Here is a 24931-nt window from a genome sequence, read left to right as displayed (position 1 = left end):
GCGTATGCTCAACTATCTGCTGGATGTTTACGATGGCCTCAAGGATGGGTATCACCGCTGGCGTAAGGGACCGCCTCCTGTCCGCCACCATCGCACGCCTTCACAAACGCCAACGCCTTCCCCGCAGCTACCAGACGCGGCATCTGTGCACGCGGCGCCGCGATTGCCCGCACTTAAAAGCTGGAGCCATCCCTTTGGTGATAAATCCAACCCGCTTGTCCAACTGACCAACCTGGCCAAAGCGCAGGCGGGCTATTTCCCGTTGGGCCGCAATGGCATGTGGCATGGTGGGGTGCACTTTGATTCCGGCACTGCCGGTACGGTGGGAACTGGTGGGCAGTCCGAGGTACGTTGCCTGGCCGATGGCGAAGTCGTTGCCTACCGCATTCCCGAGCGAACTCCGACGACTACGTACTTCCCCGCTCCTGGGGTCACTGTCCAGGCCCCATTTGCGTCGGGTTTTGTGCTGGTGCGCCATCGGCTGGAGGCACCCACCATTGAGGGCAATCTGGACACACCGCCCAGTCTGGTGTTCTACAGCCTCTACATGCACCTGCACGATTGGGAGAGCTACAAGAGCGATCCCAGCCTGGCACGACCAGCGTTCTGGCCTGAAGGAGCGGAACGCCGTGTAAAGCAGACGGCCAACGATACTCGTGCCGGTCGCCCCGGCCAGCGAGGCCTGAACGTGCGAAGCATGGCGCACAGAGGCGCGGTCATTGACCTCTTGCCATGCGGAGCGACGGTCACGGTCAGTGGTGAGGGCAACTACCGCAAGCTGGAGAACGTTCGGGGCCCGAGCGACCTTATAGCTTCGGACGGCACCATGCAGGGCTATGTGTTCTTCGACCTGCTGAAGGACATCGGCGGTGGCGTCTATCGAGTCGACACACAACAGGATCACCTCACCGTACGTGCAGCACCTCACGCCCGGTCCCATAAGATCGGTGGGCTGCCCAGGGGCAGCGAAGTGACCATCAGCGGCGATGGTGACTTCCGTAAGCTGGAGAGCGTTGCGCAATACGTGCACCTCGACTCACTGGAAAGTGAGCGGGTGCCCCAGGTCAGCAACAGCGCCGTGGTGCTTGATCAGCCCGTTCCAATCAAAGCCAGCGAACTGATTGGGCACCTTGGCCCCTACCAGGAAGGCACCGAAACCGCGCCGCAAAAGAAGCTTCATCTGGAAGTCTTCACCGCAGACGACGTGGCGACGTTCTTCGCCGCCTGCCGCGCGTGGGCAGAACACCTGCCGTCTAAAGAGAAAACATGGCTGAAGCTCGCCAAGGGCACGCTGGTCATTACCCACCAGTCCCAGTACTGCAAAACGTCGCCGCCGAGCCAGGCTCACCCCGGCACGCCAAGCGGCGCAGATCTGCTCGTGCCTCGCGTCATCCTCGATGGCCTGGCGTCTGAACAAAAGATCGAACTACCGAGAACCGATGACCGCAACGCCTTCAACTGGTATCGCCTGGACGGACTGCTCAATGACGACCAAGGCAACCTGCTGGACGGCTGGGTGCGTGAAGAGGTGGGAGTTACGCCCTGGGTCAGCCCGTGGTCCTGGGAGGGCTTTGACGTCATCTACAACGACGACCCACCGCACAATGCCTTGGCATATTTCCTTCAGTCGATGTCCGCTTCGTTGGCTGACGAGGCTATCGAATCCAACCGCGCCAGGGCCGACAAGTCGGATAGGGGGCCAGTCAGATCCCGCCTCTACGAGATCATCGATACCAACCGCGACGGCAGAATGACCGCCGAAGAGTTGCAGGCGGCACTGCGTATACCGGCGCATGCCCAGTCTATTTCTCAACTGGTTATTCATTACGAAAGTGAATGGTATTACCAGGAAAGAAAGTGGGATGCACTAGATAAAGTGTTGGGGCACACCACTTCCGCACCAATTCTGAACTGGGTGGTGGAAAAAGAGCGAATCAAACAGTTGAGTTGGTGGGAGGGTGTTGCAGAGAAGGTAAAACTTCCAAAAGAGGGTGGGGTGTACCACTTGCATCCTATAGAGCTTATGGCTTTTGGTAGTGGCATTTGCCCTCAAGAATGCATTGTAGACTCTTATAGCATGGAAACTCCTGTTGGAATCCTAATAGTCTCGAAGGAGTCGTTTGATTTTATTTTGGAAATGGAAGGGTACGAGGAATATCCGTATGTGCCGGCCGGGATAAGTGGAGTGACTGTAGGGTATGGCTACGATTTAGGTCAGCAGACAGTGGGGCAAGTGCGGGATGAATTGGGTGAGATATACACACCACAAAGCCTCGAAAGACTTTTGGCTGTGGTGGGTAGAAAAGGCGAAAGTGCTCGTACTGCTTTGTGCTCTGTTTCTGATATTTCAATATCTAAAGAAAAAGCTGGTGTCCTTGCTGTGAAAATGAAGAAGCGCTACGCAAGGCTTGTTCTTGATGCATACCCTGAGCTGACTAAGCTTCACCCCCATTGCCAAGGATCAATACTGTCGCTGGTCATCAATAGAGGGAGCGATTTCTATAACCCCAATCCCGCGTCGCGTGTAGAGATGAAGCAGATAGCTGAGGACCTAGCGACTGGCCAAGAAGAGCGCGTTCCGGGAAGAATTCGGTCGATGAAAAGGCTCTGGGAGGGGAAGCCTGGTCTTGGCGGGGTGATCGTTCGCAGGGAACAAGAGGCAAAATTATTTGAGAGAGGTTTGAAATGCAACTGCTGGCAATAGTGTTTTTCATATTCGGGTCGGTGTTTTCGGGGAGAGTACTTTCAAATGAGCGCTGCCTGCCATCAAGCATTGCTACTAGTGAAATATTGAAATGCATAAATAGGTCCTATGTGGCAGTCGATAAATTACTCAATGACCGCTATAAGGAAGTGCTGGGAGATGAGAATTTTATTTATAGGAAACAGCTTGTTGATGGTCAACGCCTATGGGTTAAATTCAGGGATTCACGGTGCAAGCATATTTACTATTCCGTTTATCCTGGGGAGGAGGCCGGAATAGAGAGGGATAGTTGTGTTTCTTCCATGACTTATTTTAGATTTTTAGAGCTTGTTTATATAGAAACCGGTTGGGGTGGGGGGGAAATAAAAAGGATTTCAGAGTTGGCGATTATGGGAGATAAGGGGCGAATGTCAAGTGTTTATGAGGCAGTAATGAGCGCTTCTTTTGGGGCGGAGGGAGATGCATATTTTAGGGAAAATTGTGCCTTGGCAAAAATCCTATATGAAGAAGATTTTGACTCGTGCTTCTTCAGGATGAAGGTTCAAAATATGTAGTCTGTATGCTTTTGCTGCTTGTGCAGTGAAATTTTGAGGTAAATAGGGGAGGCGCGAGCCGGGCGTGGGCAGAACATCTATCGGCCAAAAACAAAACATGGCTGAAGCTCACCAAAGACACGCCGGTAATTACTCACCAGCCCTGCTACAACAAGACGTCGCCGCAAAACCAAGCTCACCCCGGCACGCCACGCAGCGCAGATTTTCTTGTGCTTCGCGTCATCCTCGATGGTCTGTCGTCTGAGCAGAAGATCGAACTGCTGAGGACCGAGACTGACGAGGCTATCGAATCCAACCGCGCCAGGGCCGACAAGTCTGATAGGGGGCCAGTCAGATCCCGCCTCTACGAGATCATCGATACCAACCGCGACGGCAGAATGACCGCCAAAGAGTTGCAGGCGGCACTGCGTATACCGGCGCATGCTCAGTCTGTTTCTCAACTGGTTATTCATTACGAAAGTGAATGGTATTACCAGGAAAGAAAGTGGGATGCGCTGGATAAAGTGTTGGGGCACACGTTCTCGGCACCAATGCTTAATTGGATTGCGGAGAAAGAACGAGTCAAGAAACTTGCTTGGTGGGGAGAAGTGGCTGCGAAAGGAATATTTCCAAAAAGTGGGAGGGTTTGTCACTTACATCCAATCAGACTATTAACTCAGTTAAATATGATGCCGCGTGCTAACGATTTGGTAGTTGAAACAGGTCAAGTGACTTTTGATGCTGAAGGAAATGACGATCCAGCAAGCTTCTACTTTAGTAGGCGCTTGCATTGGCCGGGTGGGGCATCTGGAGTAACTTTGGGGCGCGGTTATGACATGCGTCATCGTACCTCAGCATCAGTCTATGCAGATCTTATTGTCGCGGGGGTTGAGCCAGTTGCTGCCAAGCGTTTTTCTACTGGAGCAGGTTTGTACGGGCAAGTAGCAAGAGACTTTGTAAGCACAAATAGGGATGCGTTTGGAGCTATTTCTAGAGAGGCGCAGCGCGTACTATTTGAAGCTGTGGTTTATCCAGGGTATCTGTCTGCAGCAATGGAGCGGTATTCCAATGCCGTAGGTGCTGGAGAAGCTTCTTGGGATTCTCTTGATTCACGTATTCAGGACATAGCGGTAGACTTAACTTATCAACAAGGGCGTATATGGGATAGGCAAATTCCATATATATCAGAAAATAACTCTGAGAAGCTTGCTGCCTACATACGCGAGACCCCTGAGCTTACGCAGTATGAGGCAGGAAGAGGGCGTGCCAAGTACTTAACTGGCAGGAAGGCTAAATGAAACATTTGTCCGTTATTTTGCTAATGATTACTGCCGTATCTGTATGTTCTTCTGAAGAAAATGATAATTCTTCGGTAAGTAGCAGGGAAGAGGGGGAGGTGCTTTGGAGCGGCGACTGGAGTGGGTGCTATGAAAATGAAAGCTATTTATGCACTTCTCCAATTGATGGTGCATCTTGTTCTGATGAGTTTCATGATTACTTAAGCATAGGTAAATCTATTTTTGGATATAGGGTGAGTTTATACAGTACTCAAGCCAGTCAGCACGTGTGCTCATTTTCATTTGATATGCAATTTGTGGCCGGAGAGCTGTTTAGGGGTACAGGCGAAGGTGCAATACGCTTGGTCAGAAATGGGGACGATATTATAATAAGGTCTCAAGGGGTAGATCCTACGGCATTAGGTCTTGGGATATGTGGAGCGCATGCGGATGTTGATGGTCTTAAGTTTCCGTTAACAAAAAAAAATAAAAACTTACTTGAGTGCATGAGGGAGGAATTCTGATTTCCATCGACAGGGCGTGCTTCCGGGGGAAGCTCTGAAGAAGACATTCAGATTTTGGAAAATACCTGAAGTGCACCCGCCGAGCTTTCCGATTAAACAGATGACCATCGCTGATGCCGAGTACGCAGGCAAGTACAAGCAAACCCGCGAGGAGTTGTTCCTGATCGAACTGGATCAGTGTTGCCGTGGAAGGGCTTGGTTGTCCCTATCGAGCCGCATTACCCGACAGCTGAGTGCGTGAAGAACTTGGGGTTTCGCCTTGGCTCAGTACGTGGTCCTGGGAGGGCTTTGACGTCATCTACAACGACGACCCACCGCACAATGCCTTGGCATATTTCCTTCAGTCGATGTCCGCTTCGTTGGCTGACGAGGCTATCGAATCCAGCCGCGCCAGGGCCGACAAGTCTGATAGGGGGCCAGTCAGATCCCGCCTCTACGAGATCATCGATACCAACCGCGACGGCAGAATGACCGCCGAAGTGTTGCAGGCGGCACTGCGTATACCGGCGCATGCCCAGTCTATTTCTCAACTGGTTATTCATTACGAAAGTGAATGGTATTACCAGGAAAGAAAGTGGGATGCGCTGGATAAAGTGTTGGGGCACACCACTTCCGCACCAATTCTGAACTGGGTGGTGGAAAAAGAGCGAATCAAACAGTTGAGTTGGTGGAAGGAGGTGGCGATCAAGGTTGAACTTCCAGAAGTAGGGAGGATTTATCATTTGCACCCGGTTGGAGTAATGACAAGTCTTTCGGAAATGGTTGATGAGAATGATATTGGATGGCTTAAGGTTCCATATGGTCAGCTAACTTTTGATGTTGAAGGTAATGACATAGAAGATGGAACGCACCCCTTGTATAGATACTTTAGTCGTGTTGCCCATTGGCCTGGTGGAGTGTCGGGAGTGACGATTGGACGGGGGTATGATCTTGGGCAGCGGCCAACTCCCGCTGCTGATTTGCGAGCGGCTGGAATACAGGAACCTTTGTTGTCTTGGTTGATGGGGGCTGAGGGGCTTAAGGGAGAGGCGGCGAGGATCTATTTGAATAGTGCTCCTGCTAATGTTTGCAAGCAAAGAATAACAAGAAAGCAGCACGACCTATTTTTGCCTGTATATACATACATGAAAGAGAGGGTTGTGGAGATTTCAAGTAAGAAAGATACCCGAGAGGTATATGGAGTTTTGTGCTGGGAAGAGACAAACTGGAAGGTTAGAGATGTTGTTGTTGATCTAATATATAGAGGTGACTACACGGGTGCGACTAGGCGAATTATACAAAAGCCATTTGTGGATAACGATTATTTGAATTTTTCCAGAGGAGTTTATAACTATAATAACTGGCCTGGAGTTCCCGTGGATAGGTTAAATAGAAGGGTTTCGTATTTGAGGGGGAGGGTTAAATGAAGTGTGGGATTATGCTCGTATTATTGTTTGTGACCTGCAGGAGTGGCGCTGAAAGTTATGTTGAGTCGAACTACAAATTGGTTGCGGAATCTGGTTTTTCTCGTATCGGTGGGAAGGTGTTTAGATATATGAGGGTGTATGGGGGTATGTTTATTTGTGCAGAAGCTTGATCCTGAGGCTGAGTGGGTTGTCGCTAGGCAAAAGGCATGTTGCGGCTATAAGGTGGAAAAATTTGATAGAGACTACGCATATGCTGGTTTTGAGGGTTTTTCGTTTGTTGGTAAAAAACTAGAATTTATCCTTAGTGTTACAACTCTTCCTCCTGTGCGCGACTTGAAGCTTAATTTTTTTATTAGTCTTGAAGAAGAGATAAGCGATTTTTAGTGTGATTAGCGTCGGTTTCGTATGGAAGTGCATGACTGGGGTGCATAAAAATAAATCCAAATCTGGTTGCTGCACAGTAGCTTGTTTGACAGGGTTTGTTGTAATCCATTGCGAATGGCACTTGAAAATGTCCAAAACTTGGCACCAGTCCTGATTGGTTGTTCAGGACTCGATGCATCCCTCGCGAACAAATTTCCCACCACAGGATTCGGCTTCCCACGCGCCAAAAAGCCCGGCCCTTAAATGGGGCTGGGCCTTTTCACGAGAGGTGCGGGCATCCTTGTCCGCCGGGGGAGGGGCCGACGGCTGACCCCGCTTCCAATCAGTTGGCCTGGGGCATCTCGCCACGGGCCAGGCGCTTGTTGATGTCGTCGATCACCGCCGGCAGGTCGGCGATGGTGTCGATCAGGTAGTGTGGGCGGGAGCCTTCGAACATCTGGCCGATGCGCGCGCGCTCCTGGTCCAGCTTGTCCTTCGGCAGCGCCTTGAACTGCTCGTACGTCAGGCCCAGGGCGTTGCCCGAGCAGGTCAGCGCCACGGTCCACATGCCGGCGCTGCGGCCTTCGAGGATGCCCGGCCAGGTGTCGTCCACCTTCACGCAGGCGGCGACGTCGTTGATGCCGAGGGCGATGACGTTGGCCAGGGACTGCGCCGGGTGCGGGCGGCCGTTGGGCACTTCGTCGGTGGCCACCACGTAGTCCGGCGTGTAGCCGTTCTCGCGGGCCAGCTCCACCACCTTGGCCATCACTACCGCCGGGTAGCCGGAGCAGGTGCCGATCTTCAGGCCCTTTTCGCGCAGGGTGGCGATGGCGTCGAGGGCGCCGGGGATCAGCGCGGAGTGCAGGCCGATCTTCTCGATCTGCAGCGGCATGAAGCGCTCGTAGATGGCGGTGACGTCATCGTCCGTGGGCAGGCGGCCGAAGGCGGCGCGGTAGCGTTCGGCGATGGCCGGGATGTCGCAGAGGGTGCGGATGTGGTCCCACTTACCCATACCCATCGGGCCGCGGGCTTCTTCCAGGGAGACCGCGACACCGAATTCGGCGAAGGCCTCGACGAAGATCTGGGTCGGCGCGAAGGAACCGAAGTCGACGACGGTGCCGGCCCAGTCGAGGATGACGGCTTGCAGTTGGGTGGGTTGCTTGTAATGCATGGTGATGACTCCAGCGGATTGCAGGTTGGCTAAGGGAATTCAGGTCTTGGCCCCGACCAGGGCCGGTTGACCGGTTGCCGGGAAGCTTTCCGGCGCGTTCAGGGTTTGCGGGCGGCTGTTCCAGAAAGGCACCAGCATCAGGCTGGCCAGCAGTGCCGCGGCGGTGAACACCACGAATACGGTGCTGGTGTCGAAGTAGCCCGGCAGCAGGCCTCCGAGGATGGCGCCCACCGAGCCGCAACCGTTGACGAAGCCCGCGGCGGTGCCGGCTGCTTCCTGGGTGCCGAAGTCGATGGCGGCGGAGCTGCTGATCATCGAATCCGGTCCGTAGAGGGTCATGCCCATCATGAACAGCAGGCCGACCACCAGGTACAGGCTGCCGCTCTGCATGGCCGGGACGAACAGCGCCAGGCACACGGTGAGGGCGATCAGGCTGAACACGCAGGCTGGCATGCGGCGGGCACCGAAGAGCTTGTCCGACGCGAGGCCGATCAGGATCGGGCCTACCAGGCCAGCCAGTTCGAAGGCGGTGGGGACGATGGCCGAGGCGACCTTGCCGATGGCGGGCATACGCTCGTAGACGATGACCGGACCCCACAGCAGGATGGCGTAGCGCGCCGGCTTCAACAGGAAGTAGGCGAGGCCGAGGACAAGCACGGTGCGGTTCTTCAGCACCTTGCGCAGGGCGCTCCAGTGGCCTTCACGCGGCCCGCTGGTGGCGATTTCCACTTCCACCGGCGCGTGGCCGACGTCTTCCGGTTTGTTGCGCTGCAGGAAGTAGAACAGCACCGCGACCACGCCCACCACCAGGGCACTGGAGATGAACGCCATGCGCCAGTCATGGAACACTTCGTAGGCCCACCAGCCGGCGAAGGGAGTGGCGACCAGGCCGCCGAAGGCGTAGCAGGTGCTCCAGTAACCCAGGACGCGGCCGCGTTCGCCGGTGGCGAAGAAGCTGCCGATGTTCTTGCACAGGCCCGACCAGCCGGTGGACTGCGCCAGACCCTGGACCACCATGCAGGTAGCGAAGATCGGCAGGGTGGCGAAAGTGCCCATGACAACGGCCACCACGGCCGAAATCACCAGGCCGCCGAGTACCACCACGCGTGGGCCGAAGCGGTCGGCGAAGATGCCCCAGGTGAACTGGCCCACGGCGTAGGCGGCCAGGTAGAGGGCATCGAGGTTGGCCATCGCGGATTTGTCGAGTTCGAAACTTGGGTCTTCGCCAATGCCGAGCTTGGCGACGGAGAAGGCTTTCCGGGTGAAGTAGAAGGCGGCGTAGGCCAGCCAGGTGATGAGGAATATCTGGACACGCCAGCGCTGGAGGGACTTCCAGCCGCTGTGCAAGGCACCTGCGTTGTTGTTCATGGTTTTCTGACCCCGTGTGGGTATGCCGGACAGTGCAAATAGGGAGGTTGTTGTTGTTTTGCTGCTGGGCTGTCTAAACGCACGACCTTGGTCAGATGGCAGCGGTCGTGGCGTCAGGCTGGTGAATGGGATTCGGCGTTAGTCTTGGCTCCTGCCCGGCGCGGCCGAGCGGCTGGTTTACTACGGATATGTTTCAGAAAAAGGTCACCGCACCACGGCCCCGCTACCCGCAGCGGGAACCGTCTCAGGACGGTGGGTGACCTGGAATGGGCCAGCCCTTCGACGTGGGTGGCCGTTTCAACTGCGGGTCATTTCATGTCCACGCCCATCGCCTCGAGGGTGTCGGCGATGGCGCGCAGCAGTTGGCGGACGATGTGTTCGTCGATCTGCCCGATGCAGCCGATGCGGAAGCTCTCGGCGACGGTCAGCTTGCCGGGGTAGATGATGAAACTGCGGGCCTTCAGCTCCTCGTAGAAGCGCTTGAACTCGAAGTTCGGGTGTTCCGGGCTGAAGAAGGTGGTGATGATCGGCGACAGCCACTGGTCGTCCAGCAGGGTCTTGAATCCGATTTCGCGCATGCCGGCGACCAGCACGTCGCGGTTGCGGCTATAGCGCGCCAGTCGGCCAGCTACGCCTCCTTCGGCAGCGTGCTGTTCCAACGCCGCGCGGAAGGCCACCACGCTGTGGGTCGGCGGGGTGAAGCGCCACTGGCCGGTGCGCTCCATGTAGAGCCATTGCTCATAGATATCCAGGGCGAGGGAATGGGCGCGGCCCTTGGCGGCTTCCAGCACCGAGCGGCGGATGATCACGAAGCCGAAGCCGGGGATGCCCTCGATGCATTTGTTGGCGGAAGACACCAGCACGTCGAAGGCGACTTCATTGACGGTCAGCGGCACCGCGCCAAAGGAGCTCATGGCGTCGACGATCAGGCTCTTGCCGTGTGCCTTCACCACGTCGGCGACTTCGCGCAGCGGGTTGAGGATGCCGGAGCTGGTTTCGCAGTGGACCAGGAAGACGTTGGTAACGTCCGGGTTGGCCTGCAGCAGGGCGTCGACTTCATCCGGTTGCGGCGGCAGGTAGTCACCCTTGTCCAGGGTGATGTAGGCGCGGCCGAGGTAGTCGAGGGTCTTGGCGGCACGCTGGCCGTAGGCGCCGTTCATCAGGATCAGGCACTTGCCATCGCGGGGGATGGCAGTGGCCAGGGCGGCTTCTACCGAGAAGCTGCCGCTGCCCTGCAGGGGAACGCAGGCGAAGCTGTCGTCCTGCACGCCAGCCATGGAGAGCAGTTCCTGGCGCACTTCTGCGGTTACCAGGTTAAAGGCGCCATCCCACGAGCCCCAGTCACGCAGCATGGCTTCCTTGGTGGCCTTGGAAGTGGTCAGCGGACCGGGAGTCAGCAGGTAGGGCTCGCCGAGGGCGGGGGCTGCCAGCGGTTGGGCGTTGGTGGGGAATTCGGCTTTGGTCATGGTCGTCTCCAGCGTTGTTCTGGTGAGGGCGCGTTGCGATGGAGAGATAAAACCAATTCCATAAAAATAAAAAAAATCGATTTATAGTATTTCAAATATAAGTTGAGCTTATTTATCGAGGAGCAGGCGAATGGCGGTTTCCCAGGCACAGCTCAAGGCCTTCCACGCCGTGGCGGTGCAGGGCAATTTCACCCGTGCGGCCGAGGCCCTGTTCCTCAGCCAACCGGCGGTTTCCGACCAGGTGCGCAAGCTGGAGGAACGTTTCGGCATCCTGCTGTTCCACCGCAACAAGCGCTCGGTGCAATTGACCGACCTCGGCGAACGTCTGCTGACCATCACCCAGCGGCTATTCGCAGCCGAAGCCGAAGCGCAGGAACTGCTTTCCACCTCACGCGCATTGGAGACAGGCAGCCTGACCCTGGCGGTGGATTCGCCCGTGCACCTGCTGGGGCACATAGCGCGCTTCTGCGAGCGTTACCCGGGCATCCGCGTCAGCCTGGTCACGGGAAACAGCGACGAATGCCTGCGCCGGCTGCAGGAGTACAAGGCGGACTTTGCCCTGCTTGGTCGCGTTGTCGAAGACGACAGCCTGATCACACATGTGCTCAGTGCTGATCCGCTGGTGGCGTTCGTGGCCCACTCGCACCCATGGGCTGCGCGTGAGTCGATCGTCCTTGCCGACCTGGAGGACATGCCGATGGTGTTGCGCGAGCGTGGCTCCATGACCCGGCAAATACTCGAGGAAGAGATGCGCCGAGCAGGCATCGCCATCCGTCCGGCCATCGAGGTTGAGGGTCGCGAGGCTACCTTCGAGATGGTCGCTGCGGGCCTTGGCGTGGGCCTTGTTTCGGCGGCCGAGGTGGGGGCCAGTGCCAACGTGCATGTGCTGCCGATCCGCGACTGCCTGCAGCGCATGACGGAGACGCTGGTGTGCCTGCGCGAGCAGGGTTCGCGGCGCATCATCGAGACCTTTTTCGACATCGTGCGGTCGAATCGCGGCTAGCCGGTTCGCTTCATCCTTGTAGGGGCGAATTCATTCGCCAAGGATCGCGTAGCGGTCCGAAGGGAGCGCATGGCAGACCGTCGGCCTGCTCGGCGAATTCATTCGCCCATACACCAGCCTCCTAGGCCCCAGGGGAGGCCGCTGTGCTAACCTGCGACAAGTTTTTTCCGGGCCGGGGCGGCCCGTTTCAGAGGTCATCCATGCATATCCACATCCTCGGCATCTGCGGCACCTTCATGGGTTCGCTGGCGGTGCTGGCCAAGGAACTTGGCCATCGTGTCACCGGCTCCGACGCCAACGTCTACCCGCCCATGAGCACCCAGCTGGAGGCCCAGGGAATCGAGCTGATGCAGGGGTACGAGCCCGCCCATCTGGAACCCGCTCCGGACCTGGTCGTGGTCGGCAATGCCCTGTCCCGCGGCAACCCGGCCGTGGAGTACGTACTGAACAAGGGCCTGCCCTACGTCTCTGGCCCGCAGTGGCTGGCCGACCATGTGTTGCAGGGGCGCTGGGTGCTCGCGGTCGCCGGTACCCACGGCAAGACCACCACCACCAGCATGCTGGCCTGGGTACTGGAGCATGCCGGCATGAGCCCGGGCTTCCTGATCGGCGGCGTTCCGCAGAACTTCGGCGTTTCCGCGCGCCTGGGCGGCACACCCTTCTTCGTTGTCGAGGCCGACGAGTACGACAGCGCCTTCTTCGACAAGCGCTCCAAGTTCGTCCACTACCGCCCGCGCACCGCCATCCTCAACAATCTCGAATTCGATCACGCTGACATCTTCCCCGATCTCGCGGCCATCGAGCGTCAGTTCCATCACCTGGTGCGTACCATCCCTGGCGAGGGGCTGGTCATTCATCCGACTTCCGAAAGCGCCCTCAAGCGCGTGCTGGACATGGGCTGCTGGACCCCGGTGCAGACCACCGGTGAAGGCGGCCAATGGCAGGCACGCTTGCTGGCCGAAGACGGCTCGCGTTTCGAAGTGCTGTTCGAAGGCCAGGTCGCCGGCACCGTGGACTGGGAACTGACCGGCCAACACAACGTCGCCAATGCGCTCGCGACGCTGGCTGCGGCCCGCCATGTCGGCGTGGTGCCGGAGCTGGGAGTCGCTGCGCTGTCCGTCTTCAAGAGCGTCAAGCGGCGCATGGAGAAGGTGGCGGAAGTGAAGGGCGTAACCATCTACGACGACTTTGCCCACCACCCGACCGCTATCGCCACCACCCTCGACGGCCTGCGCAAGCGCGTTGGCGATGCTCCAGTGGTCGCGGTGATCGAGCCGCGTTCCAACTCCATGAAGCTCGGCGCCCACCGCGACGGCCTGCCCGACTCGGTGAAGCTGGCCGACCAGGTGTTCTGGTACGCACCGCCGAACCTCGGCTGGGACCTTGCGGCCACCGTTGCCGGCTCCAGCGTGCCGACCCAGGTGTGTGAATCCCTGGAGTCCATCATCGAGGGCGTGAAGGCCATTGCCGCACCCGGCACCCAGGTAGTGATCATGAGCAACGGTGGTTTCGGCGGCCTGCACGGCAAGCTGGCCTCGGCCCTGGCGGAGTGAGGCCATGAACGGACCTTCCCGCATCACGCTGGCAATGACCGGCGCCTCTGGCGCGCAGTACGGCCTGCGCCTGCTGGACTGCCTGATCCAGGAAGACCGCGAGGTGCATTTCCTGATTTCCAAGGCAGCGCAGCTGGTGATGGCCACTGAAACCGACGTCACCTTGCCGGCCAAGCCCCAGGCCATGCAGGCATTCCTCAGCGAGTACACCGGTGCCGCACCGGGACAGATTCGTTGCTACGGCAAGGAAGACTGGATGTCCCCGGTGGCGTCCGGTTCCGGCGCACCAGCAGCGATGGTGGTGGTGCCCTGTTCCACCGGGACGCTCTCGGCCATCGCTACTGGCGCTTGCAACAACTTGATCGAGCGTGCCGCCGACGTGACCCTGAAGGAGCGCCGCCAACTGGTCCTGGTGCCGCGCGAGGCGCCTTATTCCAGTATCCACCTGGAAAACATGCTCAAGCTGTCCAACCTTGGCGCGGTGATCGTGCCTGCCTCGCCGGGTTTCTATCACCAGCCGCAGACCATCGATGACCTGGTGGACTTCGTGGTGGCGCGCATCCTCAACCTGCTGGACATTCCCCAGGACATGCTGCCGCGTTGGGGCGAACACCATCAGGGCGTCGATGACTAGTCGCCTTGCGGCACCCTTGCTGGCATTCGTCCTGATGCAGGGCTGCGCCAGCGTCGCGACCCTCAACGCCGCCAAGCCGGGGGCGCCGATCATCTATTCCGGCACCCGTCTGGACTGGTATTCGCTCAATGGCGGCTGCTGCCCCACGGATCGCTTCGGCGTCGAGCCGCCGGCCTACCCAGCGCTCGACCTGCCCGCCAGCGCCTTGCTGGATACGCTGCTGCTGCCCTTTGCGGTAGCGGCGGAATTGGGTGTGACGCTGGGCGTTACCGGCGGGTATTGAACCTGTAGGGGCGAATTCATTCGCCAACCGGGGCGTAGGCTCGGCCCTCGGGTTTGCGGGGGGATGCTGCGCATCCCTTGGCGAATGAATTCACCCCTACAAGAAGTGATGGCCGCTCGTGACTCAAGCCGGCTCCTGGCAGACGTCCACCCATTTCGCTTCCACCAACTCGGCCATGTAGGCCGGGGTTATGCGCACTGCGCTGTGCACGGCGCCCGCCGCTGGCACCACTTCATCGAAGGCCTGCAGGGACCGGTCGCAATAGACGGCTAGCGGTGTGGCCAGACCGAACGGACAAACTCCGCCCACTGGATGGCTGGTCAGGGCTTCCACCGTTTCGGCATCCAGCATCTTGGCCTTGGCGCCAAAGGTTTCCTTGAACTTGCGGTTGTCGATGCGTGCGTCGCCGCGTGCCACCACCAGCACGGCGTCCTCGCCTATGCGAAAGGCCAGGGTCTTGGCGATTCGGCCGGGCTCAACGCCATGGGCTTCCGCCGCCAGGGCCACGGTGGCGGTGCTGGTCTGCAGTTCGATAATGTCGATTTCGGGCGCCTTCCCGGCGAAGAAGGCACGGACCGATTCGAGACTCATAAGCGATCCCTCTGGGGTGAAGGACGAATCCTTGTACTTCGGCAGGACGGCGTCAATCCGCCCATCCACGGTGGACGAACGTCATGGGTTTTGGGCCGGGCAGGTAGCCACTGTGCAGCTCGCCGATGTTGAAACCACCGGATTCGATCAGGCGCGGGATGTCACGGTCGAGGTGACAGCCGCCGGCCAGCGGTTTCCATAACGGGGTGAGGCGGTGCTGCCAGCGCACCACGGCGAGGTCCGGCGCCAGGCCGTGCTCGGCGAAGTGCAGGCGCCCGCCAGGCTTGAGCACGCGGCGCATTTCACGCAGGGCGGCAATTGCGTCCGGAATGGTGCAGAGGGTGAAGGTGCAGACGATGCTGTCGAAGCTGGCGTCGGCGGCCTGGATCTCGCCGAGTTCCAGGGCGATGGTCTCTACCGGGATCGCGATGGCGTCAGCGCGCCTGCGTGCCAGTGCCTGCATCTGCGCAGCGGGGTCGACGCCGGTGACGCGACTGACGCGGGTGGGATCGTAGAAAGCGAGATTCAGGCCGGTCCCGATGCCGATCTCCAGCACCTGGCCCTCGGCCTGGGGCACGACCAGGGAACGGGTCTTCATCACGTGCCCCATGCCGCAGGCGAAGTCGATCAGGTGGGGCAGGATGTGGCGATCGTAGAAGCCCATGCTGGCTGTCTCCGGCAAAAGACGTCGTTCACCTTAGCAGGGGGCGAATCGCAAGGGCGCGGGGATTTCGGCCAACGGCGGGCGTGCTCCCGCCGTTGTCAGCGACCGAGGCGACGCAGATCGTCCGACTCGATGATGCGAATACCGTCTTCCTCTTCCAGCGCCAGGCGCCAGAGCGCGCGGGCCAGGGTGCAGACATCGATGCCACGGTACTTGCCGGGCAGCCAGCGCATGAAGGTCGCGGCCAGGCGTTCGCCGAAACGGAACTCGCTGCGCGGCCCTATCAACAGGGATGGGCGGGCGATGGTCAGTTGCGGCCAGTCCATGGCCTTGAGAGCTTCCTCCATCTCGCCCTTGACCTTGTTGTAGAAGATCGAGGACGCGCGATTGGCTCCGAGGGCGCTGATCACGATGAAGTGCCGGGCACCCAGTTCGCGGGCGCGCTGGGCGAAGGCCAGGACCAGGTCCAGGTCCACGGAGCGGAAGATTTCCTGGGTTCCGGCCTGGCGGATGGTGCTGCCCAGGCAGCAGAAGGCGACGTCCACCTGTCCCTGCAGCTGCGGCAACAGATCGGCCAGCGGGCCGACGGGGTTCAGCAGGTGTGGGTGTCCGGCCAGCGGGCGCCGTGTGGGGGCCAGGACGCGAGCAACCGTGGGTTCGTTGAGCAGGCGGTCGAGCAAATGCTCGCCGGTCAATCCAGTGGCGCCGGCGAGCAGTATGTGCTGGGGCGTCAGATGCATGTTGTTTCTCCGCTGATACAAGCTGAGCTTAGTGGCTACGAGCGGTTTTGTCGGGGTTCGTGGCGCTTTGCGCGGTCAGTGCCTGCTCCGCCTGGTGCTCACGAAGCGCACGCCAGCGCGCGGTGACGGACTTGGGCGCCCAGATCTGCGGTTCCGAGGCTTCGAAGTCGTCGGCCTTCTCGCGCTCGGCGACTTTCTCCCTGGCGATGCCAAAGGCCCGCTCCAGGTCGTCTGTCTCGCTGAAGGCGTCGGCGAATAGCGCGCGGCCGAAGTAGGTGAAGTCGTTCTCCTCGGAGCATCCGAAGGATACGCGATCGGTACGGGCCGCAGTCATGATCAGGGTCCTGTCGTCCTTCAGGGGAGGAATGAATCCGCCGGAGTAGCAGGCGGAGATCACCAGTACCTTGTATCTGTCCTTGAGAGGAACGAGCAGGTCTGCAAGCTCCTGCGCGGGCAGGTGGCCCAACTGAAGGCCGGGTTGCTCCAGGGCCAGTTCATGGGTCGGCGAGCCGTGGCTGGTGAGGTAGATGAACACCAGGTCTTCTGGTCCGCTGCGCCTGGCAACGGCCCGGATGGCGCGGGACAGACTTTCCCGGGTGGCCAGGGGACGGTCGGTCATATGTTCGCGGTGGTTGACCAGGGTGATCTGGCCGTGGGCGCCAAAACGCTCGGCCAGTAGCCTGGAGACGTAGTCTGCTTCGCGCAGGAAAACGCTCTGGCGGCCGTCACCGGCGAGGCTGATGGAGTAAAGCTCCACTTCCGGGGTGGACACCGGCAGGGCATCGATTGCTTGTTCGAGCAGGTGCCCCTGGGCCAGCAGGCCGATTTCCAGTGGATCGGGCAGGGCCTTGCCCTTTTCGTCGCGGATGCGCGTGCCCTCCTGCCAGATGCCGGTTTCACGCTTTCCATCGGGCAGTGTCAGGCTGCCGGTGCCACCGTAGAGACCGTCGTTGAAGTGCCCCTGGTAGCGACTGCCGTCGGCCAGCGACAGCTTGCCCTCGCCTTGGTAGCGCCAGTGCCGGAAGTGGCCCTCGTAGTGGCTGCCATCGGCCCCGGTGAATTCGCCCTCACCAACGAGGTTGCCCTCCTTGAAGGTGCCGCTCCAGACATCGCCGTCACCGCTGGTGAAGCGCCCCTTGCCGTCGAACAGGCTGTTGCGGAACTCGCCGATGTAACTGGAACCGTCCTGCCCCTGATAGGCCCCTTGGCCCTCCAGTTGGCCACGCTTGAATCGCCCGCTGAAACGATTGCCCGCTTCATCGGTACGAACGCCTTCGCCATCCGGCTGGCCGGCTTTGAAGTGTCCCTGGTAATTGCTTCCGTCGGACCATTCGAGGATGCCGAAGCCCTGGTACTTGTCGTTGCGGAACTGGCCGCGATAGGTGACCTCGCCCTGGCGCAGGGTGCCTTCGCCGTCGAACTGGTTGTGGGCGAAGCCGCCTTCGTAGGTTGTGCCATTGCCGTAGGCGAGGCGGCCCCGGCCATGGAACAGGCCCGACTTGAATTCGCCGACGTAGACCAGGCCGTTGGGGCCGTGCCATTCGCCCTGGCCCTCGGGCTGACCATCCTTGAACTGGCCTTCGAACCTGGTGCCGTTGTTGTAGTCCAGGCGGCCCGGTCCCTGCAGCAGGCCGTCGACCAGTTCGCCGCGGTAGCGGGAACCGTCCGGCAGGCGGGCATCCGGCGGCGTGAGGGGTTCGCCCTCGCCGCAGGCTGCAAGCAGGATGGCGAGGCTGAGGGGCAGAAGCGGCTTCATCGGGTGTCCTTTTCCTTGCATCTGCCTTTCAGTGTGGCGCAAAAAAGCCCGCGATTGCGGGCTTTTTTGGTGACGAGGAAGGGCTCAGACGAAGCAGAGGCTGATGGACTCAGCGACGTAGGCGGGCTTCTGCTGGCCTTCGATCTCCAGGGTGCAGAGAGCCTTGATCAGCCACTGGCCCGGGTTCTTCTCTGTAATGTCAGACACTTTCACCGCCAGGCGCACGCGGGCGTCGACTTTCACCGGCTGGATGAAACGCACGCTGTCGAGGCCGTAGTTGACGACCATTTTCAGGCCTTCGGGCATGATCAGCAGGCCTTCGATCAGCTTGGGAATCAGCGACAGGCTGAGGAAACCGTGGGCGATGGTGGAGCCGAAGGGGGTCTGCTTGGCGCGCTCCGGGTCGACGTGGATGAACTGGTGGTCGCCGGTGCATTCGGCGAACTGGTTAATGCGATTCTGGTCGATCGTCACCCATTCCGAGTGGCCGAGTTCCTTGCCAACGTAGTTCTTCAGTTCCGCTACTGGTACGAACGCCATACGTCATCCTCCGTGGATGCAGTGTTGTAATTCTTATGATTCGGGGTGGGCCCCTTCTTGCGTGCAGCGCTTAGATCATCATGCCGGCCCCGGCGGGTCAAGACGCCATGCCCCCTGCGAATGGCGGGTTATAGCGGGACAGCCGGCAAGCCTATAATGCCCCCGGCCGAGGCCCTGCCTGGCCGGACCTGACCGGTGGAGAATTTCATGCTGTTGCGCGGACTGACCTGGCTGGTGCTGTTCCAGCTGATCGGTAGCGGGCTCAATGCCCTGTTCCTGTCGATGCTTCCCGGGCCCATCATTGGCCTGGTGCTGCTGTTCCTCTATCTGCTGGTGCGTGGGGAGGTGAGCGAGCCGCTGAGCCTGGCCGCCAGCAGCCTGTTGCGCTACCTGCCGCTGCTGCTGGTGCCGCCGGCGGTGGGCGTGATGGTCTATGCGCAGGCAATCTGGGCGGACTTCTGGGCCATCGTCGGTGCGCTGGTGCTGTCGCTGCTGGCTGCCTTCCTTTTCTGTGGCTGGCTGATGCAGAAGCTCATCGATCGCCAGGCAAATCGCCGGGAGGACATATGAGCCTCGACTGGCAAGCCGCCGTTCAGGCGGTGGTGCATCACCCGTTGTTCGGCTTCGGCATGACCCTGGCGGCCTATCAATTGGCCGTGGCGGCGTACGAGAAGACCCGCTGGGTATTCCTGCAACCGGTGCTGCTGTCCATGCTGCTGCTGATCGGTGTGCTGCTGGCCTTCGGCATCAGCTATCAGGAGTATCGCCAGAGCACCCAGCTCCTGACGGTCTTCCTCGGTCCGGCCACGGTTGCTTTGGCTGTGCCGCTCTTTCTCAACCTGCGGCGCATTCGCCAGCTGTTCTGGCCGACCTTGCTGACGCTGGTGTTCGGTGGGCTCTTCGCTACGCTGTCGGTAGCTGTGCTGGGCTGGTGGTTCGGCACTGAGCGCATGGTGCTGATGACGTTGCTGCCGAAGTCGGTGACCTCGCCCATCGCCATGCTCGTGGCCGAGCAGCTTGGCGGGGTGGCGGCCCTGGCGGCGGTGTTCGTGCTGATTACCGGTGTTCTCGGCGCCATTCTCGGGCCGGAGTTGCTGCGCCGTTGTGGTGTGCGTCACCCCGCGGCGCAGGGCATTGCCCTGGGGCTCACCGCCCACGCGGTTGGTACCGCGCGGGCTTTGCAGGAAGGCGAGGAGTGTGGTGCCTTTGCCGCCCTGGCGATGAGCCTCATGGGGGTCGCCACGGCGGTCCTGTTGCCGCTCGCTGTTGCCATGATTGCTTGAGGTCGACGCATGAAGTTGCCGTTGTTTCCGCTCAACACCGTGCTGTTTCCGGGCTGCACGCTGGACTTGCAGATATTCGAGGCGCGCTATCTGGACATGCTGGGGCGCTGCATGAAGCAGAGTGAAGGCTTCGGCGTTGTCTGCATTCTCGAAGGCCAGGAAGTGGGTGAGGCGGCCAGTCGGTTCGCCGCTGTCGGTTGTGAGGCGGTGATCCGCGACTGGCAACAGCGCCCCAACGGTCTGCTAGGTATTCGCGTGCAGGGCGGGCGGCGCTTTCATGTCAGCAAGGCGGAAGTGCTGCGCGATCAGCTGACGCTCGCCGAAGTCGAATGGCTGGCCGAGGAGCCCGAGCGCCCGCTGCGCGCGGAGCACGCCGACCTGGCGGCGCTGCTCAATGCCCTGGCCGAGCACCCGATGGTCCAGGGCCTGGGCATGGGCGGCGTAGTGGAAGGGCAACAGGCGCTGGCCAATCAGCTTTCCTACCTGCTGCCGTTCCACATCAAGGAAAAGATTCACCTGCTGACCCTGGGTGATCCCGATGAGCGCCTGGATTTTCTTCAGGGCCTGCTCGATCAGATGCAGGGCGAGTCCATCGCCTGAAGGAACCCCGCCATGCCTGATTGGGACAGCCACTAGTAGCGGTATCGCGCCAGCGCTTCCGGCAGGGCCCAGGTGGCGATGCCTCCGAGCAGGGCCAGGCAGGCCGGCAGGATCAGTACCCACACCCTTGGGCTCATGGCCGTCAATGGCGCTGCACGCTGCATCAGCGCAAGGCCGGCTGCCGAGATGCCGCCAGCCAGTAGGGCGCCGGCGATGACGTCCGTGGGCCAGTGCACACCGAGGTAGACCCGCGACAGGGCGATGGGTAGCGCCGACAGGCAGGCCAGCAGCAGCCAGGTCAGGCGCAGGCGCCCCGGCTGGCCGCGACCGGCGAGAATCCCCAGTACCAGGAAGAACGCGAAGGCCGCCGAGCTATGGCCGCTGGGGAAGCTGAACGTGGTTAGCGGTTCGACGAGTACCTCGGGCCGTGCCCGCGCGAAGAAGTGTTTGAGGCCGGTGTTGGCCAGCCCAGTGATCAACAGGGTGCCAATGGCGAAGCAGGCTGGGCGCCACTGGCGCAGCAGCAACAGGAGGGCGCCGAGCATGGCACCGGCGAGCAACTGGGTGTTGAAGTCGCCAACGCGGGTGACCAGCACCATCAAATGATCGAGGCTGGCTCCGCGCTGTTCCTGAACCAGTGCCATCAGTCCCTGGTCCAGCGCCTGCAGGTGCGGCCAGCCGATCAATAGTGCGCCCAGGGCCGCCAGACACAGGCCGGCTGCCAGCGGGTTAGCCGAGCGTTTCTCGCGTAGCGTGCTGTGAACGATAAGGCCGAGCATGGCGATGATCGCGACTATCACGACCCCGGCCTCACTCCAGAAACCTTCCGGCAGCGGCAGGCGCAATGCCGCGCCGGTGGCCCAGCCAGGAACCAGGTAGGCCACGGCCCATCCGGCTGCCGCCAGCATGCTCACGGCGACGAAGCGCGGGAAAGGCATGTCGAGCATGCCTGCGACCATCGGCAGCATGGGGCGCAGCGGGCCAATGTAGCGGCCCACCAGCAGGCTGGCGATGCCGTAGCGCTGGAAGTAGCTCTCCGCGCCGCTGATCCATTCGGGATGGTCGCGCAGCAGTGGCAGGCGGCGAATGTTCTGGTGGAAGCGTCGACCCAGGCCGTAGGAGATCATGTCGCCCACCAGGCCGCCCGTGTAGGCCAGGAGCAGGGTTTCCCAGAGTTCCAGGGCGCCGCTGCCCGCCATCACACCGACTGCGAACAGCAGTGCGACGCCAGGGACGACGATGCCGGCGATGGCCAGGCATTCGATGCAGGCGATCAGGAAAATGGCCAGTCCCAACCATTCCGGGTTGGCGCCAAGCCAGGCGGTGACCTGGTCGAACCATTGGCTCATGCGTGTGTGTCCTCGATCAGCGTGTAGTCGCGTCCTTCGACCTGCCCGCGGCGCAGCGGGTTGCGCGTGCAATGGCGAGCGTAGGCGGCATCGACGAAGCGATAGGGCAGGTGCTCGTCGCGGCCGTGGGGGATTCCCAGGCGCGCGCTCTGGATGATGCAGGCGGGACGTTGGTCGACGTCTTCAACGAACAGACGCTGCCAGTCGAAGCGCTGGCCGTCCCAGTCGGGCACCTTCAGGCCAAGGGATTTGCACAGCAGCGTCTGGCCGGCGCAGAGGCGCTCGGCGGGGCGGGGCAGGCCCTGGGCGTCGGGGTTGTTGCGTTGCATGGCAGCCAGGGCATCGTCGGGGGATATGGCGTCTACCCAGGGGTATCCGGACTTGATCAGCACCGCGTTGCCGGCGCCATGGGCGCTGAAGTTCAGTGAGTCGCCGCCGCGGGAGTAATACATATAGATGTGCCCGCCATCGAGAAACAGGGCACGACGCTTGTGCGTGTAGCCAAGGGACGCGTGGCTGCCCTTGTCCACCAGATAGTAGGCCTCGGTCTCGATGATGCGGGCGGATAGCCAGCGATCGCCTGCCCGATGGCGTATCACCTTGCCCAGCAGCTCGCGGGCCACCCGTTGGGCATCGCGGTCGAAAAAGGCGTCGGTCAGCGGGCGGGCGCCAGGCCAGGGCAAACTAAGGATGGGATCGCAGGACATGGGGCTGTCGCAGGGTTACGGGTCGGAATAGGCTCGCGATTATACGGAAGCATGCTGAGCCGAAGCTGAACGCCAGCGTCGGAATCGTCACGCAAAATAACAAGAGCCCGTTGCCATGTCCCGAGCTGCCCGTCTCGACAGTGCGCACATCACGCCCAGTGCGCATTACACCGGTTACGTCTGGTATCGCCACCAGCTTGCCGAAGAACCCTTCGTTACGCCTTTCGGACGCTTCGCCCACGCGGCTCTGGCGCCGGTGAGCTGGGGCGCGCGAGTGGCTTTTGGGCTGGATGTCGAGCGCTTCCTGCTGCAACGCCATCTATTGATCGACGCCCTGCTGCACGAAGCTATCGAGCGGCGCGGTGTGCGCCAGGTGGTGGAGATTGCCTGCGGCCTGTCGCCCCGGGGGCGGCGTTTCTGCTCCCGCTATCCGGAGCTGCGATACCTGGAGGCCGACCTGCCGCCCATGGCTGCACGCAAGCGTCTGCTGCTCCATGAAGAGGGCTGGCTGGATGCGCGGCACCAGGTGCGCCCTGTGGATATCCTTGCCGAGCAGGGTGTGAATGACCTGCAGGCGCTGTTTTCCGGGCTGGATCATGAAGAGCCGGTGCTGGTGATCACCGAAGGCTTGGTGAATTACTTCGATCTGCCGGTGATAGAAGCCTTCTGGTGCCGCCTGGCGGGCGAGCTGAAGCAGTTTCCGTCTGCCACCTACCTCACCGATCTCTATCCTGACCTGCGCGAGCATCCGCGTTATCGCCAGCTGCGCTGGGGGATCGATCTTGTTGGCCGGCTGACCCGTGGCCGCTACTACCTCCATTATCGGGACGATGCCGCCATAACCAGCGGCTTCGAGGCTTGCGGTTTTAACGAAACTCGGGTGCATGACCCGAAAGAGCTGGCGACGACTCCGCAGGATGCCTGGCCGGCATTGGTGAGGGTGGTGGAGGCGCGTACGTGACGATGGGTTTTTGATGTGGGGGCGAATTTATTCGCGAATGAATTCGCTCCCGCGATGACGTGGCAGTTGTTGATCAGGCATAAGCCACGGCTCGCGGCTCCGCGTGCACAACCTGGGCTGCCAGCGCCTCGCTGGCCGCTGCGTCGGTGTGCGGGAAGACCAGGGCGAGGGCGTCGCCTTCATGGCGCAGGGGCAATACATCCAGTTCCGGCAAATCACCAGCCTGCAGGCGCCATCCACGCGAGGGCAGTGCGCTCGGCAGATTGCCGGCCACCAGGCCACCGAAGAACCCCAGTTCGTTAATCTCTACTGGCCAGTCGCCCCCTTCGTCGTGCAGCAACCGGCCGCGCCGGTTCAACGGGGCCACTCGCGGTTCCTGGCGTCGCTCCAGGCGCTCCAGGCGATTGCGGGCCAGGCGCGTGGCGCCGGAACTGGCAAAGGGCAGGGCGCTACCTAGCAGGAACGGACGATAGAAGCTGGCGCAGGCTTCGCGCTGTTCGAACTGGGCGAGGTGATCGCCATTGTGGATAAGGGCGCAGTCGGCGTCGGCGCAGGCGGCGGCAAAGCCTGCGTGCTCCCAGGGTTGGGTGAAGTGATCGAATTCACCGGCCAGCACCAGGGTTGGGCACGCCGGGTGGCGTTCGAATCCGGGGAATGTAAGCAGGCGCTGGCTATTCTGCCGGTATCGTTCAAGTTCTTGCGGGGAAAGACGCTGCATCTGTCGCAAAAGTGCCTTGCGGAAGACCAGTGAGATACCGGTTTCTTCCAGGCGCAGTGGGTTGATCAGGCCGGTCAGGGCACCCTGGGCGAAGCGCTGGACCTGGCCTTCGGCAAGTAAATCCAGGCCTTCTTCCAGCAGTCGCCGGGCACCGGGGCGGCCGAATGCTGTGATTCCAGCCAGCAGTAGGCGCGCGCAATGCCGGGGATGGCGCACGGCGAACAGGGCTGCCAGGGCGGAGCCGTAGGACAGGCCGATTGGCATCAGTGGTGGTAGCCGGAGTTCGTCGGCGAAGGCAGAGATCAGGTCGGCCAGTTGTTCGAGCGAAAGCTCGGGCGCCAGTTGCAGGTTGCCGCCCTGGCTCGGGAGATCAAGCAGGATCACCGGATGGTGGGGCAGCAGTTCCTGCACCTCGGCGACAAAGGAGCGGAAGCTCTGAAAGGCGCCGCCGAGCATCAGGATCGGCTCGCGACCGTCTTGGGCGTGCTCGGAGAAAGCCTGGTAATGCAGTGTCCAGGGGCCGATCTGGAGGATGCGTGGCGCATCGTTCAGGTACTGCGGGACGAAGTCGGTCTGGTAACGCATGGCGGGTTCTCCGGCGCCGGGGCGCTTCTTGTTCTTGTGCGACGACTGCGATTGGAAGGTAAACAGCGGAGACACTTTTGTTTACCCAACCTTCGGGTGGGCGCGCTGGCCGGGTGTCACCGTCCCGTCCGCAGCCCGCCTGGGCCGAGGCT

The 24931-nt window shown here is 60.7% G+C and carries 25 protein-coding genes and 1 pseudogene; 15 read left to right on the top strand and 11 right to left on the bottom strand.

Annotated elements, in window-relative coordinates; all coding sequences use genetic code 11:
- The first annotated feature begins 4 nt into the window (after positions 1-4).
- The 7 genes and pseudogenes from D6Z43_RS16095 (at position 5) to D6Z43_RS27930 (ending at position 6828) form a co-directional block, all read left to right on the top strand.
- Positions 5-2704, top strand: a complete 2700-nt coding sequence (locus tag D6Z43_RS16095) for a hypothetical protein (RefSeq protein ID WP_162945846.1) — start codon at positions 5-7, stop codon at positions 2702-2704.
- Positions 2686-3258, top strand: coding sequence for a lysozyme inhibitor LprI family protein (locus D6Z43_RS16090; protein WP_120653150.1), 573 nt, complete (start codon positions 2686-2688; stop codon positions 3256-3258). Before D6Z43_RS16095 ends, D6Z43_RS16090 begins: the two co-directional genes overlap by 19 nt.
- Positions 3259-3635: 377 nt before the next feature.
- Positions 3636-4535, top strand: coding sequence for a hypothetical protein (locus D6Z43_RS27940; RefSeq protein ID WP_162945845.1), 900 nt, complete (start codon positions 3636-3638; stop codon positions 4533-4535).
- Positions 4532-5038, top strand: a complete 507-nt coding sequence (locus tag D6Z43_RS27935) for a hypothetical protein (protein ID WP_162945844.1) — start codon at positions 4532-4534, stop codon at positions 5036-5038. The genes D6Z43_RS27940 and D6Z43_RS27935 overlap by 4 nt, the downstream gene beginning before the upstream one ends.
- Before the next feature lie 91 nt (positions 5039-5129).
- Positions 5130-5272, top strand: a pseudogene (locus tag D6Z43_RS16085) (IS5/IS1182 family transposase); the annotation flags it as partial.
- Positions 5272-6444: a pesticin C-terminus-like muramidase gene (locus D6Z43_RS16080; protein WP_256660868.1), complete on the top strand. Its 1173-nt coding sequence runs from the start codon at positions 5272-5274 to the stop codon at positions 6442-6444. The pseudogene D6Z43_RS16085 and the gene D6Z43_RS16080, both read left to right, overlap by 1 nt.
- Positions 6445-6600: 156 nt before the next feature.
- A complete protein-coding gene (locus D6Z43_RS27930) occupies positions 6601-6828 on the top strand; it encodes a hypothetical protein (RefSeq protein WP_162945842.1) in 228 nt (75 codons plus the stop codon).
- A 322-nt stretch (positions 6829-7150) separates the two neighbouring features.
- Here the strand turns inward: D6Z43_RS27930 and phnX are convergent, their stop codons facing one another.
- The 3 genes from phnX to D6Z43_RS16065 form a co-directional block, all read right to left on the bottom strand.
- On the bottom strand, positions 7151-7978 hold the full coding sequence (phnX, locus tag D6Z43_RS16075) for a phosphonoacetaldehyde hydrolase (protein ID WP_120653148.1): 828 nt from the start codon (positions 7976-7978) through the stop codon (positions 7151-7153).
- A 39-nt stretch (positions 7979-8017) separates the two neighbouring features.
- On the bottom strand, positions 8018-9346 hold the full coding sequence (locus D6Z43_RS16070; RefSeq protein WP_120653147.1) for an MFS transporter: 1329 nt from the start codon (positions 9344-9346) through the stop codon (positions 8018-8020).
- A 308-nt stretch (positions 9347-9654) separates the two neighbouring features.
- Complete coding sequence (locus D6Z43_RS16065; protein ID WP_120653146.1) at positions 9655-10812, bottom strand: 2-aminoethylphosphonate--pyruvate transaminase; 1158 nt, start codon at positions 10810-10812, stop codon at positions 9655-9657.
- 130 nt (positions 10813-10942) lie between these two features.
- Between D6Z43_RS16065 and D6Z43_RS16060 the strand changes: the two genes are divergently transcribed.
- The 4 genes from D6Z43_RS16060 (at position 10943) to D6Z43_RS16045 (ending at position 14285) form a co-directional block, all read left to right on the top strand.
- Positions 10943-11815: a LysR substrate-binding domain-containing protein gene (locus tag D6Z43_RS16060; protein ID WP_120653145.1), complete on the top strand. Its 873-nt coding sequence runs from the start codon at positions 10943-10945 to the stop codon at positions 11813-11815.
- A gap of 200 nt (positions 11816-12015) precedes the next feature.
- On the top strand, positions 12016-13368 hold the full coding sequence (gene mpl, locus D6Z43_RS16055; protein ID WP_120653144.1) for a UDP-N-acetylmuramate:L-alanyl-gamma-D-glutamyl-meso-diaminopimelate ligase: 1353 nt from the start codon (positions 12016-12018) through the stop codon (positions 13366-13368).
- A gap of 4 nt (positions 13369-13372) precedes the next feature.
- A complete protein-coding gene (gene ubiX, locus D6Z43_RS16050; protein ID WP_120653143.1) occupies positions 13373-14002 on the top strand; it encodes a flavin prenyltransferase UbiX in 630 nt (209 codons plus the stop codon).
- Positions 13995-14285 carry a YceK/YidQ family lipoprotein gene (locus D6Z43_RS16045; RefSeq protein ID WP_120653142.1) on the top strand — a complete coding sequence of 97 codons (291 nt, stop codon included), beginning with the start codon at positions 13995-13997 and terminating at the stop codon, positions 14283-14285. The genes ubiX and D6Z43_RS16045 overlap by 8 nt, the downstream gene beginning before the upstream one ends.
- A 123-nt stretch (positions 14286-14408) precedes the next feature.
- Here D6Z43_RS16045 and D6Z43_RS16040 read toward each other — a convergent pair whose 3' ends face one another.
- The 5 genes from D6Z43_RS16040 to D6Z43_RS16020 all read right to left on the bottom strand — a co-directional run bounded on the left by D6Z43_RS16040 (position 14409) and on the right by D6Z43_RS16020 (position 18576).
- Complete coding sequence (locus D6Z43_RS16040; RefSeq protein WP_120653141.1) at positions 14409-14876, bottom strand: YbaK/EbsC family protein; 468 nt, start codon at positions 14874-14876, stop codon at positions 14409-14411.
- A 52-nt stretch (positions 14877-14928) separates the two neighbouring features.
- Positions 14929-15540: a class I SAM-dependent methyltransferase gene (locus D6Z43_RS16035; protein ID WP_120653140.1), complete on the bottom strand. Its 612-nt coding sequence runs from the start codon at positions 15538-15540 to the stop codon at positions 14929-14931.
- Between the two features lie 98 nt (positions 15541-15638).
- A complete protein-coding gene (locus tag D6Z43_RS16030; protein WP_120653139.1) occupies positions 15639-16280 on the bottom strand; it encodes an oxidoreductase in 642 nt (213 codons plus the stop codon).
- A 28-nt stretch (positions 16281-16308) separates the two neighbouring features.
- Positions 16309-18036 carry a C13 family peptidase gene (locus tag D6Z43_RS16025; RefSeq protein ID WP_120653138.1) on the bottom strand — a complete coding sequence of 576 codons (1728 nt, stop codon included), beginning with the start codon at positions 18034-18036 and terminating at the stop codon, positions 16309-16311.
- An 84-nt stretch (positions 18037-18120) separates the two neighbouring features.
- Positions 18121-18576 carry a MaoC family dehydratase gene (locus D6Z43_RS16020; protein WP_120653137.1) on the bottom strand — a complete coding sequence of 152 codons (456 nt, stop codon included), beginning with the start codon at positions 18574-18576 and terminating at the stop codon, positions 18121-18123.
- A 207-nt stretch (positions 18577-18783) separates the two neighbouring features.
- Between D6Z43_RS16020 and D6Z43_RS16015 the strand changes: the two genes are divergently transcribed.
- Genes D6Z43_RS16015 through D6Z43_RS16005 form a run of 3 tightly spaced genes read left to right on the top strand, consistent with a single transcriptional unit; the run spans position 18784 to position 20459 of the window.
- Positions 18784-19146 carry a CidA/LrgA family protein gene (locus tag D6Z43_RS16015; protein ID WP_120653136.1) on the top strand — a complete coding sequence of 121 codons (363 nt, stop codon included), beginning with the start codon at positions 18784-18786 and terminating at the stop codon, positions 19144-19146.
- On the top strand, positions 19143-19859 hold the full coding sequence (locus D6Z43_RS16010; protein ID WP_120653135.1) for an LrgB family protein: 717 nt from the start codon (positions 19143-19145) through the stop codon (positions 19857-19859). The genes D6Z43_RS16015 and D6Z43_RS16010 overlap by 4 nt, the downstream gene beginning before the upstream one ends.
- Positions 19860-19868: 9 nt before the next feature.
- A complete protein-coding gene (locus tag D6Z43_RS16005; RefSeq protein WP_120653134.1) occupies positions 19869-20459 on the top strand; it encodes an LON peptidase substrate-binding domain-containing protein in 591 nt (196 codons plus the stop codon).
- Between the two features lie 32 nt (positions 20460-20491).
- Here D6Z43_RS16005 and D6Z43_RS16000 read toward each other — a convergent pair whose 3' ends face one another.
- A complete protein-coding gene (locus D6Z43_RS16000; RefSeq protein WP_120653133.1) occupies positions 20492-21808 on the bottom strand; it encodes a bifunctional DedA family/phosphatase PAP2 family protein in 1317 nt (438 codons plus the stop codon).
- Positions 21805-22515: a DNA-3-methyladenine glycosylase gene (locus tag D6Z43_RS15995; protein WP_120653132.1), complete on the bottom strand. Its 711-nt coding sequence runs from the start codon at positions 22513-22515 to the stop codon at positions 21805-21807. The genes D6Z43_RS16000 and D6Z43_RS15995 overlap by 4 nt, the downstream gene beginning before the upstream one ends.
- A 115-nt stretch (positions 22516-22630) precedes the next feature.
- Here D6Z43_RS15995 and D6Z43_RS15990 point away from each other — a divergent pair, with 115 nt between their 5' ends.
- Positions 22631-23476 (top strand): class I SAM-dependent methyltransferase, encoded by an 846-nt coding sequence (locus D6Z43_RS15990; protein ID WP_120653131.1) that lies wholly within the window; start codon positions 22631-22633, stop codon positions 23474-23476.
- Positions 23477-23549: 73 nt separating this feature from the next.
- Here the strand turns inward: D6Z43_RS15990 and D6Z43_RS15985 are convergent, their stop codons facing one another.
- Positions 23550-24779: an alpha/beta fold hydrolase gene (locus D6Z43_RS15985; protein WP_120653130.1), complete on the bottom strand. Its 1230-nt coding sequence runs from the start codon at positions 24777-24779 to the stop codon at positions 23550-23552.
- Positions 24780-24931: the final 152 nt, after the last annotated feature.

This window comes from Pseudomonas sp. DY-1 (assembly GCF_003626975.1).
Classification (GTDB): Bacteria; Pseudomonadota; Gammaproteobacteria; order Pseudomonadales; family Pseudomonadaceae; genus Metapseudomonas.
Note: the sequence above shows the minus strand (reverse complement) of the source record. Positions and strands in the feature narration are given on the sequence as shown.